Origin of the sequence: Frondihabitans sp. 4ASC-45 (assembly GCF_049472575.1) — a bacterium.
In the GTDB taxonomy this organism is placed as follows: domain Bacteria; phylum Actinomycetota; class Actinomycetes; order Actinomycetales; family Microbacteriaceae; genus Frondihabitans.
In genome coordinates this window covers 318,359-330,703 of sequence record NZ_JBCEBN010000003.1, presented here as the reverse complement: position 1 = coordinate 330,703, position 12,345 = coordinate 318,359, and the positions used below count along the sequence as shown (strand labels likewise).

Sequence of the window (12,345 nt, the reverse complement as noted above, 5' to 3'; positions counted from 1 at the left end):
CCCCCCCCCCCCCGACTCCGGATAACACCCGCCCACTCGCACCTGTCGCGCACCCACGGGGCCCCGCCCCAAAACCGGAGCCGCGATCTGGCAGAATGGTCCGGCGCCTCCGGGCGTGGTCCGCCTTGGTGTAATGGCAGCACGACAGCCTTTGGAGCTGTTAGGTCTAGGTTCGAGTCCTGGAGGCGGAGCTTCGGGCTGGTCAGCGATGTGGCCGCCTCCGAGTCTTCTAGCCCCCGAGCGAGAGAACCCGACCCAGGGCCGGGATGACGCGGGTGAGGGTGCGGTCGTGACCGGCGGGATCCGGATCCGAGACGGCCTCGGCGAGCACGATGACGTCGTAGCCGAGGTCGGCGGCAGACCTGGCCGTCGATTCGACCCCGAAGGTTGTCGCGATGCCGACGATGACGACCTCGGTTACGGCCGCGGCCGTCAGGTGCTCATGAAGCTTCGTGTTCGCGAAGGCGCTCCACGCGGCCCTGTGGATGATCAGCTCGTCTTCCTGCGCATGAATTCCCACTGCGAGCTCGGTGTCGGTGCTCGGCCACGTTCGCCCTTGCGATCCGTACTGGGTTATGCCCGGCGGTGTTCCGGTCGAGATCGCGAAGACCACCGGTCGACCCGCCTCTCGGAAGCCGCTGATCGCTCGCCCCACGTCGACGATGAGCCGGTCGGCGGGTTGCGAGCGTGCGTTCGCCACCGTGCCGACCTGCATATCGACGACGACGAGGGCAGCACCGGAAGAGATGATCTCGCTCATGTTCGCCATCGTGTCGTGGTCTCTACTTTCGTTCGTCGGGCTGGTCACGGCGCTTTGATGCCGTCGAAGGTGATGTCGAGTCGACTCGGACCGCGCAGAAGGGGGTTGCGGCGATAGGGCGGCGGGTCTTCGACGAGGCGCACGTTCTCGAGTCGCGAGAAGAGCTCGGCCAGAGCGATCTGGGTCTCGAGGCGGGCGAGGGGCGCTCCGAAGCACGCGTGGATGCCGGCACCGAATCCGAGGTGGTCACGATTCTCCCGCTCGGGGTCGAACCGATCGGGATCGGCGAAGTGTCGGGGATCGCGGTTGGCGGCGGCCCAGGCAATCCAGACGGGGGACCCTTTCGTGATCGTCACGTCGCCGATACGCACATCCTCGAGAGCGATGTACTTCGGTGTGACCTGGGCGGGAGGTTCCAACCGAAGCAGCTCTTCGAAGACGAGGGGCATCGTGCTCGGGTCCGCGCGGAGCCGGTCGAGGGCCTCCGGGTGCCGCAGCAGAGTGAGCGCGCCGTTGGCGATCATGTTGACCGTGGTCTCGTGCCCTCCAATTAGCAGCATGATGGTGGTGCTGATCATCTCGCTGGTCGACATGGCCCCATCCGGGCCGGTGTCGTTGACAAGTCCCGACAGGAGATCGCCCTGGGGTGTTCCGCGACGGACCTCGGCAAGCTGGGCGAGGTAGGCCCCGAGTTCACTGGTGGCCCGTGACGCCTCCGCCTGCAGCCTTTCAGCCTCTTCGGGTGTCGTGGCCTCAGGAGGCGCGATGATCGCCATGCTCCAGGCATGGAAGCGCGGCTCGTCTTCATGGGGAACGCCGAGCACGTCGCAGATCATCATGACCGGAAGCGGGTAGGCGAAGGCCTCGACGAGATCGAGGGTGCCGGATGCGGGGAACGCATCGATGAGCGTGGTCGCCGTCTGCGTGATGTCGTCGCGGAGCGAGTCGATGTAGCCGGCGTGGTGAGGAGGGCCGAAGTGTCGCATGGTCTGACGGCGCAGGCGGTCGTGTTCCGGGGGATCCTGCATGACGAACGCGGATGTGAGGCCGGGGGCGGCCCCCTCGGTGTCGTCTCGGCCGGCGAGCGGGTTGGAGCTGATCCGCGGATCATGGACGACCTCGAGGATCTCGTCGTAGCCCGTGACGAGGAACGCCCCGTCGTCGAGGCGCTGAACCGGCGCGGCATCACGAAGGCGGGCATAGACCGGATACGGGTCGGCGCGGTTGTCGTGGTCGAGGAATTCGTTCCACACCGTTGTGGCGGTGGGGGAGGCGCCTGTGATGGGGCAGCCGGGGCGGGGTTCGGGAGAAGTGCTCACAGTGTGGTCCTTTCATCGGACTTCGCGGGGATGGTGGTTGGGCGACTAGCCCGGGAATGCGGGCGCACGCTTCGGTCGCTACCGGGCAGGCTGTCGACGGTTCGGCCCGTCGGCGGGAATGCGGCGCCGTGGTCGATCTCACGTCGGTAGTGCTCGAGCCACTTGACCTGGTCGAGGGCGGTGGCACCGACCATGCGGTCGCCGACGCCGTAGACGGCGACGAACGAACGCTTTTCGGTGGATCCTTGAGCGATGACCACGCTGTCTGCGGCCTCGGGCATGCCGACGGACTTGATCACGTGGCCGAACTGGTTCGACCAGAACACCGGCACCTCGTCGTGGTGGACGTTCGCACCCGTCAGCATGTTTCCGGCGGTGACGGTGGCCTGGCCCACGGCGTTGCCCCAGTGCTCCACCGACATTCGGCGGCCATCGCCCGACGGGTGCGGGAAGGCGGCGATGTCGCCGGCCACGAAGACCCCGTCGAGTACGGTGCCGTCGCTGTCGAGCGCCCGGCAGGTGGCGTCGCAGTCGACCCCGAGCGGGCCGACCGACAGGCCCGACTCGCTGAGCCACTCGGTGTTCCGAAGGGCGCCGATCGCGACTACCACCAGATCGACGTCGAGGGTCGTCCCGTCCGAGAGCGTGGCGGCCGCGACCGCCCCCCTCTCGTCCGAGTGAAGTCGGGAGACGGTGACAAGCGACCGCAGGTCGACGCCGTGCTCGCGCTGCACCTCGGCGAGCACGCCCGCGACGGTGTCGCCGAGCGCTCGGGCGAGCGGCGCCGGGCCTCGATCGACGAGGGTGACCGGGAGGTCGAGGCGACGGCAGGCCGACGCGATCTCGGAGCCGGTGAAGCCTCCACCGACGATGAGCACTCGCCGCGGTCCGGCGGCGAGGCGGGAGCGGAGCCGTGCCGCGTCGGCCGAAGTGCGGAGGGTGAAGACTCCGTCGAGAGCCGCCTCGTCGGCCACCGGCCACGGTCGGGCTCGGGTTCCGGTGGCGATGAGCACCCTGTCGTAGGGCACGCGTGAGCCGTCGGCGAGGAGAACGGCACGGGCGTCGACATCGAGGCCGGTGGCTGGCACGCCGAGGCGCCATTCCACGTCGAGGCCGGAGGCCTGCGGAAGGCGGGTGCCCGAAGCCGACGCCGTACCGAGCAGCACCTGTTTCGACAGGGGCGGACGGTCGTAGGGCTCGTCCGGCTCGTCGCCGATGAGTGTGATAGGGCCGAGGAACCCGTCCGACCTCAAGGCTTCCGCCGCCGTCAGGCCGGCCAGCGATGCGCCCACGACGACCACGCGATCGGTCTCGGTCAGCGCCGAGGGGCCCAATGCCGAGGAGGCCGGGGCCGAGGGGTTCACTGCCTTGGGCACGGCCCTGCGGTGCTCTCCGTCGAGGCGAATGGCCTGCACCGGGCAGGCGGCCGCGGACTGCCTAATGCGGGCCCGGAACTCCTCGGCGGGGTTGGGGTCGTAGACGAGGGCCTCGTCGCCCTCGAACCGGAACACATCAGGTGCCAGGAAGGCGCACTGCGCGTAGCTCTGGCATTTGGTCATATCAACGGCGATTCGCATGGTTCTTCTCCTTCTCGAGACGTGAGTGGTGCCGTAAGGGTCAGTCGAAGACGACGACGACCTTGTCGGCGGCGCCCGGTGTCGCAGCGAGGGTCAACGCCTGCTCGACATCGCCGAACGGGATGACGTCGCTGACGATCACCGCGTACTTCTCCCAGTTCGCGACGATGTCGCGCGTGACCTCGAAAATTTCGGTCGGGTAGCCCATCGACAGCACGATGGTCAGCTCGCTTCCAAGGAGCTGGCCGAGGTCCAGCTCGACGGGGTTCTTATGCACACCCACGATGCCGACGGTCGCTCCGTGCGTGGCGGCGGCGGTGACCGCGCCGAAGACGGGAGCGGCGCCGGCGGCATCGAGGTAGATGTCGGAGGCGGCCTTGCGAACGCCGCGACGCGTCTCGCCTTCGCCGTGGATCTCGACGAGCCGCTCGGTGACGTTCTCGGTGCGGGAGTCGATGACATCGTCGACTCCGATTTCACGGGCGAGCTCGAGTCGTTCGGGGATGACATCGACGACGACGATCGACCCGGCACCGGCGGCCATGTAGCTGATGGCTGCGCCGAGCCCGATGGGCCCGGCACCGAAGATGACGATTTTGTCGCCTGGCTTCGGCGCCGTCCGGTTGACGGCATGCCGTGCGACGGCCATCGGCTCGTTGAGCGCGGCGACCTCCCACGGGATGTGGTCGGGGACGACCGCGAGGCTGCGCCCGACCTCGGCATCTTCGATCAGCAGGTAGTCGCTCAGACCGCCGGTCGAGCCGCCGCTGCCGATGATTCCCGTCGGGGCGGCCATCGGGTTGACGACGACGTGGTCGCCGACCCGGAGGTCTGTGACCTCGGCACCGAGCTCCACGATCTCGCCGGCGGGCTCGTGGCCGAGGGGCGTGTGGCCCTCCCGGCCGGGCAGTCCGCCGAGCGAGACGTAGAACGAGTCGGAACCGCAGATGCCGCAGGCCCGCACCTTCACGAGCGCGTCGCGCGGGCCGACCTCGGGGGTCGGTACGTCGAGCACGGCTGTCGTTCCAGGGCCGGTGACATAGGTCGACTTCATAGTCGCGGGTCGGGCGGGGGTGGGGGGCTTCGAGCTGGACATCCGGTTCTCCTTGAGGGGCTGAGGTGATGCCTCAAGCCTCCCGGCGGGGACCCGTTCACGAATCGTTCGACTGCACCGATTCGGCCTACTGCGTTCGCAGTAGAAGCGGACTACGGCGTGAGCCCACCGCGGTACGCGAACGCCACCAGCTGCGCCCGATCGCGCGCCCCGACCTTCGCCATCGCCCGGTTCGCATGCGTCTTCACAGTGAACGGCGACAGGAACCGTTCGGCGGCGATCGCGTCGACGTCGAGCCCGGTCATCATGCTGAGCACCACGTCGCGCTCGCGCGGGGTCAACGCGTCGAAGCGCGCCGTCATATCCGCGTCGACGACCGTAGCCGGCTCGTCTTTCACCCGGCCGATCAGCATCGCGGCCGCGGCGGGCGAGAGCGCTCCGCCACCCGCGGCCACTTCCTCGATCGCTGCGATGAGCTCTTTCGGTCCTGCGGCCTTGCTCAGAAAGGCGTTGGCACCGGCGCGGAGAGCCGCGAGCACGTTGGAGTCCTGCTCGAAAGTGGTCAACATGACCACCCGGACCTCCTCTGCTGACCAGCGCTGTCGGATCCTTCGCGTCGCCTCGACACCGTCGATCCCCGGCATGCGGATGTCCATCAGCACCACGTCGACCGGCTGCGACGCGAGGGCTTCGACGGCGCCGAGTCCGTCAGAGGCCTCCGCGACGATCTCGAACGGGTCATGACGGCCGAGGATCCCACGGAGCCCGATCCGGATCATCTCCTGGTCGTCGACGAGGAGGAGGCGGATCATGCGACACGTCCATTCTTCAAGGGCAGGTGGGCGGTCAGTACGAATTCGGTGTCGGTGGAGGTCACTGTCATCGTTCCGGCGCCCGCGGCGACCCGTTCGCGCATTCCGACGAGGCCGAGGCCGGTGCTCGGCTCGGACGGTTCGAGGCGCTGGCCGTTGCGCACGCGCACGACCAGCCTCAGGCCCTCGGCGGCGCACGTGACGCTCACCGCACCTCGCCCGTGTTTCTGGGCGTTCGTCAGGGCCTCCTGCAGGATCCGATAGACCGTCAGCTGCGTCGCCGCATCCACGCTGTCCGCTGGCACCTCGAGCTCGGCGTGGAGGTCCATCCCGATGTGCCGATACGACTCGAACAGCGTCGGAAGCGAGTCGAGATCGGGAACGGGATCGGCTCCGCCCTGCTCGTCATCGGAGCGGAGGAGCACGAGCATCCGCTGCGTTTCGGCAAGGACGTTGCGCACCCCGGTGCGCGCCCGATCGAGCGCCTCGGTCACGTCGGGAGGTGTGTCGACCAGGGCCATCTCGACAACGCCGAGGTTCATGCTGACGACGGCGACCTCGTGGCCGACGACGTCGTGGAGGTCGCGGGCGATGCGGAGGCGCTCTTCGGCCACTCGCCGTGTCGCCTCGAGCTCCCGCGTGGCCAGCGCGTCTTCGGCCCGCCGCTCGAGCGAGTCGCGGTAGAGCCGCTGCGCGCGCAAGCCGGCGCCGATTGCCGACCCTGCAGCCAACGAGACGAGGGTCGCGAAGACGCTGGTGACCGGATCACCGAGGTCACCGGCGATGATCGTGCCGGCGAGGGTGGGAACGACCACGAGTGCCGCAGCCCGGATGGGTCGCCCGAAGCGGAGGGTGACGATGAAGACCAGAAAGACGGTGATGCTCCACTCGACCAGAGGCCCCCATGATCCAAGGGCGACCACGAGGCATCCGAATGAGTTCACGGCCAGGCCGACGAAGGGTCGTTTCGTCGCGATGAGGAGGCCCGCGAGCGTGACCGCGAGCCCCCAGATCGCTCCGATTTCCGCTGAGTCGGCGATCATCCGGATCAGCTCGACGGCGAGGCTGAGTCCGATGAGCCCGGCGACCACGGCAGGGAGTACATCGAGTCGTGAGATCCCGTTCCGCGTGACCCGCGGCAGGAGCGGCTGACGAGACGAGGGCATGGGTTGATTCTCGCCCACGACAGGTCGCACCCGAGGCGGAACTCTCACCGACGGATCGACCGCGACACGGACTGCTCGTCGCGGAGCGCGTGTGCGGCCTCGAGGACGTCGTGAGCGGCCTGCTTCTGCTCGGCCACTCGGCCGGATACCGACGCGCTTCGCTTTTTCAGAATGGTCTTCTTCAGCGGAATGGGCAGGAAGCAGTGGGCGAAGGCGACCGCGGCGAGGATGTAATAGGTGAGGCCGCCGCCGTCGAGGTAGGCGAAGACCGCTCCGCCCATGTAGGCGACGCCGACGAGGCCGGCGATGATCGCCACGGTGCGCGCCACCCGCTTCGGCGAACGCTGCAGGCGATCCACTTCGGTGACGGCGTCGAGGTGTTCTGCCTCGAGCGCATCGAGTGCAGCTCGGTCGGCGATGGCGCGATCGCGGCGGAGGAAGAAGGTGGCGGTGCGTCGGTCGAGGATCGTCGGGACCTGATCCTGAAGGGTCCAGCCGAAGACCTCGAGGGCGGTGAGTCGCTCTTCCGCCTCGGAGCGGGCGACGGTGACGGTCTGGAAGTCCCAGACGGTAGGGGCCGGTGCAACGGTCTGGTCGGCGGGGGGCGTCGTGATGGTCATGGGAAACTCCTTGATCGTCCGGGGTAGCAGCTCGTGCTGCACCTCAAGAATCGCGAAAGCGGGTGCCTGTGACGTCGTCGATTCGGGCCGGGCCGTGTACTGCGTTCGCAGTAGCTCGCGGGCTTGATGCCGAATGTATTTCTCTTTTTGAGAATAACTGCTACGGTGGAACCAGTTCTTATCACGGAGAGAAAAACTGGAGGAAGCCATGACAGTCACGTTCAGCACCCGAATCGGGCCCGGTTACGTCACCACACCGACCTTCCGCGCACACACCTTCTGGGCCGGCGAGCAGCACATCGAGGTCATCAACGACAACGACGGCAAGGGCAGCCTCACCGAGATGGCACGCATCGACGGAGCCGACGGGAACGACCTCATCAGCCTCGCCATGTGGGCCGACGCGGCCCACCAGCGCAATGCCCGTACCATCCTCGTCATGCCGTACCTGCCGGGAGCCCGTCAGGATCACGCCGACGCCCTCCCGTTCGGAGCCAAGGTCTACGCCGACCTCATCAACTCGATGACACTCGACCAGGTCATCTGCCTCGATCCGCACTCGCCTGTCATGCCCTCGCTCATCGACAACATCAGCGTCCTCACCTCCGAGCACATCGTCCGCAAGAACATCGTCGGCCGCGCCGACAGCGACACCGCCGCCCAGCGCTACCAGGGCATCATCGCCCCCGACAAGGGCGCCGTCGCCCGAGCCACAGCCGTCGCCAATGCCTGCCACATCCCGGTGTACCTCGCGGAAAAGCACCGCGACCCCGTGACCCGTCAGCTCTCCGGCTTCTCCTGCGAGCCCCTTCCCGAGACGGGTCGCTTCCTCGTCGTCGACGACATCTGCGACGGCGGCGGAACCTTCATGGGCTTGGCGTCAGCAACCGGGCTCCCGGCCGAGCGACTCGGCCTCTACGTCAGCCACGGCGTCTACACCGACCGGGCGGCCGAGCTCGTGAACTACTTCGGCGAGATCTGGACCACCAACTCCTACGCAGCCGACCCGAGGCCGACCGGCATGGCCGACGACGACACCCGCGCCGCGGCTTTCCGCACCATCGACGTCGATGCCTACCTCACCCGCGCCATCGCGGCTCCCGAGCCCCACCTGGCAGAGGCTTAAGGCACCGCGAAGACGCGTCGGGCACAACTCCGGCAGCAGACAAGACCGTCCCATAGCTCTCACCACTTCACACAGAACGGACATCATGACCACGACAGCCGCATCCGCAGCCAGCCGCCTCGGCACCCCGACGAAGCCCAGCGTCATCGCGGGCCTTCTCGCCACCGACGGCTACAAGCACTCCCACCGCCAGGTCTACCCCCAGGGCACCAACACCATCCTGATCAACTGGACCAACCGTTCCGGCAAGCTGCTGCCCGGCGCGACCCACGCTGTGCACTTCGGCCTGCAGGCATTCCTGCAGAACTACCTCATCGAGATGTGGGCGCCGTTCTTCGCCGCCACCGAAGACGAGGTCGCCGACGAGTTCGAGCGGGTGCTGCTGTCGTACTTCGGCCCCAACAACATCGGCTCCGACCACGTTCGGGCCCTGCACCGCCTCGGCTACCTGCCCCTGCACGTGAAGGGTCTCCCCGAGGGGACGCTCGCACCGTTCGGCGTCCCCACCGTGCTGGTCGAAAACACCCACCCCGAGTTCTTCTGGCTGCCGAACTACATCGAGACGGCGCTTTCCGCGTCGATCTGGCACCCGTCCACCACCGCGACCGTCGCCACCATCTACCGCGAACTGCTCGAAGGCTGGGCGGAGAAGACCGGCGGCGACCTCGACGCCATCGACTTCCAGGCTCACGACTTCTCGATGCGCGGCCAGACCAGCCTCGAATCGGCCGCCGCGTCCGGTGCCGGCCACCTGCTGTCGTTCCTCGGCACCGACTCGATGCCGTCGCTCGACTTCATCGACCGGTACTACCCCGGCGACAACGGCTGGGTCGGAGCATCCGTGCCCGCCACGGAGCACTCCGTCATGTGCATCCGCGGAGAGCAGGGCGAATTTGACACGTTCAACGCGATCCTCGACGCCTTCCCCACCGGCATCGTCTCCGCAGTCGCCGACGGCTACGACTTCTTCGGCGTCCTCACCGAGATCCTCCCGCAGCTCAAGGGCCGCATTCTGGCCCGCGACGGCAAGCTCGTCATCCGCCCCGACTCCGGCGACCCCGTCGACATCATCACCGGCACCTACATCGTCGACGACTCGAACCACGCCGACTACGAGGCGAAGAAGGCCGCTGGCGCCCTCACCCCCGAAGAGCTCGGCGCGATCGAGATCCTCGGCGACCTGTTCGGCTGGGAGCTCAACGACAAGAACTACAAGCGGCTCAACCAGCACATCGGTCTCATCTACGGCGACAGCATCACCCTCGACCGAGCCCAGCGGACCTTCGAGCGTCTCGCTGCGAAGGGCTGGGAGTCCACCAGCGTCGTCCTCGGCATCGGGTCGTTCACCTACCAGTACCTCACCCGTGACAATCTCGGATCAGCCGTGAAGGCCACCTGGGCAGACGTCGACGGGCAAAGCGTCGACATCCAGAAGGATCCGAAGACCGGCGCCGGCAAGAAGAGCGCGAAGGGTCGCCTCGCGGTCATCCGCGACGATACCGGAGAGCTCGAACTCATCCAGCAGGCCACCCCGGAGGACGAGGCACGCTCGCTCATCCAGACCGTGTGGCTGGACGGCGAGTTCATCAACCCGGTGTCGTTCGCCGACGTTCGGGCCAACCTGAAGGTTGCGCGCGCCGACCGCGCAGCACGTGCTGACCACCGGGCCGAGTGAGCATGGCCGAACGCCAGCAGCCCCTCATCGCCATCGACGTAGTCCCCATTGGCTACGACCAATCCACGCAGAAGCTGCGCTACGGAACCGCCACTCGTCGATTCGAGCCCTTCGCCGGGGAGCAGGCGCTTCCCGGCGTCCTCCTCGGCCCCGATGAAACACTTGATGAAGCAGCCCGTCGCGCTCTCGCCGACAAGGGCGGCTTCCGTCCCGGAAAGGTCACCCACCTCACCCAGGTCGGCACGTTCGACGGCCCCGGGCGGGATCCCCGCGACAAGGCCATCAGTGTTGCGTTCCTCGCCGTCATCGCACCGCACCCGTCGCGCCTGATCACCTGGCGCGACTGGGGCGATGATGACGGCATGCCGTTCGACCACGACCGAATCCTCGAGGCGGCGAAAGACGTCGCCCGCACCAGGCTCTGGGTCGACCAGGCCTTCACCCGTGCGGTCACCGGCGAGACGTTCAGCACCCGCGACGCCTCCACCATCGCCGCGACTCTGACCGGCACAGCGCCGCACGCGGGTAACTTGCACCGTCAGCTCTCCGGCCTCGACGGGCTGACCGCTACCGGCAAGGGCGAATCCACCGTCGCCGGCGGACGAAGGGCGACCACCTGGGCCTGGGGGTCGACTCCCGGTTGAGCCGCCCCGCACCCTCGTCAGTCCCGTCTGTGCCGCGGGATCCTCGGCTCGCCCCACAGACGAACCGTCCTCGCGACGGGCTCGTTACCCTGGTACTCGACCTCGTGCCCCGGCACGTCGAACCAAGGAGCACCCATGCAGCCACTCGCCGTCATCGTCCTCGCCGCAGGCCAGGGCACCCGCATGAAGTCGTCGACGCCCAAGGTGCTCCACCGTCTCGCCGGCCTGCCACTCATCCACCACGTGCTCGAGACGGCCCGTTCGCTTGAGCCGGAGCACCTCATGGTCGTCGTCCGGCACGACCGTGACACGGTCGCCGCGAGCGTGCTCGAGGCCGCACCGAGCGCCGTTCTCATCGATCAGGACGACACCCCCGGCACCGGTCGAGCCGTCGAGCAGGCCGTCGAGGCGCTCCCCGCCGACTTCACCGGCGACGTCGTCGTGGTGAGCGCCGACGTGCCGTTCCTCGACGACGACGACCTCCTCGCCCTTCTCGAGCTGCACCGCTCCGACGAGGCCGACGCGACCCTGCTGAGTGCGATCCTCGAGGATCCCACGGGCTACGGCCGCGTGATCCGCTCCTCCGGCCGGGTGCAGAAGATCGTCGAGCACAAAGACGCCTCGGCTGACGAGCGCGACGTGACCGAGATCAACTCTGGCACCTACGTGTTCACGGTCGAGGCGCTCCGCAAGCACCTCCCGTTCGTGACCGCCGCGAACGCGCAGAACGAGAAGTACCTCACCGACGTCGTCGGGCTGCTGACGATCAACCGGGGTCACGTGTCGGCCAAGCCCGTGGCCGAGGCCTGGCGCGTCGAGGGCATCAACGACCGCGTGCAGCTCGCCGCCGCGGCCCGGCGCCTCAACGACACGATCGTCACGCATTGGCAGCGCGAGGGCGTCTCGATCCTCGACCCGCAGACCACCTGGATCGACCGTGACGTCAGCCTCGCCGCCGACGTCGAGATCCTGCCCGGAACGCAGTTGAAGGGCGCCACCGTCGTCGAGACCGGCGCCATCGTCGGCCCCGACACGACGCTCGTCGACACCGAGGTCGGGGCGGGCGCCGTCGTCAAGCGCACCGACGCCACCCTCGCCGTGATCGGTGCCGGTGCGAGCGTCGGCCCCTTCGCGTTCCTGCGCCCAGGCACGATCCTCGGCGCCGACGGCAAGATCGGCACCTTCGTCGAGACGAAGAACTCGACCATCGGCGAGGGCAGCAAGGTTCCGCACCTCAGCTACGTCGGCGACACCGAGGTCGGCGTCGGCGCGAACATCGGGGCCGGCACGATCACGGCCAACTACGACGGCGTGAACAAGCACCGCACGGTGGTCGGGTCGCACGTGCGCACCGGGTCGCACAACGTCTTCGTCGCGCCCGTTAGGATTGGCGACGGAGCGTACACAGGCGCCGGAACGGTCGTCCGCAAAGACGTGCCGGCCGGATGCTTGGCTATCACCGTCGCTCCGCAGCGAACCATGAGCGGGTGGGTCGAGGCCAAGCGCCCCGGCACCGACGCGGCGAAGGCGGCAGCCGACGCGGCGGCGACCAGCGAGACGGCGAGCTGACCGAGCACCCAGAACCACCAATC

11 protein-coding genes and 1 tRNA gene are annotated in these 12,345 nt (G+C 68.0%); 5 read left to right on the top strand and 7 right to left on the bottom strand.

Annotated features, from left to right (window positions below; genetic code table 11):
- Positions 1 to 119 precede the first annotated feature (119 nt).
- Positions 120 to 191, top strand: a tRNA-Gln gene (locus VH571_RS07725).
- A 38-nt stretch (positions 192 to 229) separates the two neighbouring features.
- Here VH571_RS07725 and VH571_RS07720 read toward each other — a convergent pair.
- The 7 genes from VH571_RS07720 to VH571_RS07690 all read right to left on the bottom strand — a co-directional run bounded on the left by VH571_RS07720 (position 230) and on the right by VH571_RS07690 (position 7,308).
- The gene (locus VH571_RS07720) at positions 230 to 760 is read right to left on the bottom strand and encodes a cysteine hydrolase family protein (RefSeq protein ID WP_423264013.1); all 531 of its coding nucleotides are present in this window, start codon (positions 758 to 760) and stop codon (positions 230 to 232) included.
- A gap of 44 nt (positions 761 to 804) precedes the next feature.
- A complete protein-coding gene (locus VH571_RS07715; RefSeq protein ID WP_423264012.1) occupies positions 805 to 2,079 on the bottom strand; it encodes a cytochrome P450 in 1,275 nt (424 codons plus the stop codon).
- Complete coding sequence (locus VH571_RS07710; RefSeq protein WP_423264011.1) at positions 2,076 to 3,656, bottom strand: FAD-dependent oxidoreductase; 1,581 nt, start codon at positions 3,654 to 3,656, stop codon at positions 2,076 to 2,078. The genes VH571_RS07715 and VH571_RS07710 overlap by 4 nt, the downstream gene beginning before the upstream one ends.
- Positions 3,657 to 3,696: 40 nt before the next feature.
- Entirely contained in the window at positions 3,697 to 4,752 is a 1,056-nt protein-coding gene (locus VH571_RS07705) for a zinc-dependent alcohol dehydrogenase (protein ID WP_423264010.1), read from the bottom strand.
- Between the two features lie 110 nt (positions 4,753 to 4,862).
- The gene (locus tag VH571_RS07700) at positions 4,863 to 5,522 is read right to left on the bottom strand and encodes a response regulator transcription factor (protein WP_055963332.1); all 660 of its coding nucleotides are present in this window, start codon (positions 5,520 to 5,522) and stop codon (positions 4,863 to 4,865) included.
- On the bottom strand, positions 5,519 to 6,688 hold the full coding sequence (locus tag VH571_RS07695) for a sensor histidine kinase (protein WP_423264009.1): 1,170 nt from the start codon (positions 6,686 to 6,688) through the stop codon (positions 5,519 to 5,521). The genes VH571_RS07700 and VH571_RS07695 overlap by 4 nt, the downstream gene beginning before the upstream one ends.
- A gap of 44 nt (positions 6,689 to 6,732) precedes the next feature.
- Positions 6,733 to 7,308, bottom strand: coding sequence for a hypothetical protein (locus VH571_RS07690; RefSeq protein ID WP_423264008.1), 576 nt, complete (start codon positions 7,306 to 7,308; stop codon positions 6,733 to 6,735).
- Positions 7,309 to 7,516: 208 nt separating this feature from the next.
- On the opposite strand from VH571_RS07690, the gene VH571_RS07685 reads away from it, so the two are divergent.
- The 4 genes from VH571_RS07685 (at position 7,517) to glmU (ending at position 12,322) form a co-directional block, all read left to right on the top strand.
- Positions 7,517 to 8,434 (top strand): ribose-phosphate pyrophosphokinase, encoded by a 918-nt coding sequence (locus tag VH571_RS07685; protein WP_423264007.1) that lies wholly within the window; start codon positions 7,517 to 7,519, stop codon positions 8,432 to 8,434.
- A gap of 85 nt (positions 8,435 to 8,519) precedes the next feature.
- Complete coding sequence (locus tag VH571_RS07680; RefSeq protein ID WP_423264006.1) at positions 8,520 to 10,109, top strand: nicotinate phosphoribosyltransferase; 1,590 nt, start codon at positions 8,520 to 8,522, stop codon at positions 10,107 to 10,109.
- Positions 10,110 to 10,111: 2 nt separating this feature from the next.
- Positions 10,112 to 10,753, top strand: a complete 642-nt coding sequence (locus VH571_RS07675) for an NUDIX domain-containing protein (protein WP_423264004.1) — start codon at positions 10,112 to 10,114, stop codon at positions 10,751 to 10,753.
- Between the two features lie 135 nt (positions 10,754 to 10,888).
- Positions 10,889 to 12,322, top strand: a complete 1,434-nt coding sequence (gene glmU / locus VH571_RS07670) for a bifunctional UDP-N-acetylglucosamine diphosphorylase/glucosamine-1-phosphate N-acetyltransferase GlmU (protein WP_423264003.1) — start codon at positions 10,889 to 10,891, stop codon at positions 12,320 to 12,322.
- Positions 12,323 to 12,345 lie beyond the last annotated feature (23 nt).

What these genes read in the sequence shown, in the direction of transcription:
- VH571_RS07720 (WP_423264013.1), bottom strand. Translation starts at nt 760, where the DNA reads ATGAGCGAGATCATCTCTTCCGGTGCTGCCCTCGTCGTCGTCGATATG.
- VH571_RS07710 (WP_423264011.1), bottom strand. Translation starts at nt 3,656, where the DNA reads ATGCGAATCGCCGTTGATATGACCAAATGCCAGAGCTACGCGCAGTGC.
- VH571_RS07705 (WP_423264010.1), bottom strand. Translation starts at nt 4,752, where the DNA reads ATGTCCAGCTCGAAGCCCCCCACCCCCGCCCGACCCGCGACTATGAAG.
- VH571_RS07700 (WP_055963332.1), bottom strand. Translation starts at nt 5,522, where the DNA reads ATGATCCGCCTCCTCCTCGTCGACGACCAGGAGATGATCCGGATCGGG.
- VH571_RS07695 (WP_423264009.1), bottom strand. Translation starts at nt 6,688, where the DNA reads ATGCCCTCGTCTCGTCAGCCGCTCCTGCCGCGGGTCACGCGGAACGGG.
- VH571_RS07690 (WP_423264008.1), bottom strand. Translation starts at nt 7,308, where the DNA reads ATGACCATCACGACGCCCCCCGCCGACCAGACCGTTGCACCGGCCCCT.
- VH571_RS07685 (WP_423264007.1), top strand. Translation starts at nt 7,517, where the DNA reads ATGACAGTCACGTTCAGCACCCGAATCGGGCCCGGTTACGTCACCACA.
- VH571_RS07680 (WP_423264006.1), top strand. Translation starts at nt 8,520, where the DNA reads ATGACCACGACAGCCGCATCCGCAGCCAGCCGCCTCGGCACCCCGACG.
- VH571_RS07675 (WP_423264004.1), top strand. Translation starts at nt 10,112, where the DNA reads ATGGCCGAACGCCAGCAGCCCCTCATCGCCATCGACGTAGTCCCCATT.
- glmU (WP_423264003.1), top strand. Translation starts at nt 10,889, where the DNA reads ATGCAGCCACTCGCCGTCATCGTCCTCGCCGCAGGCCAGGGCACCCGC.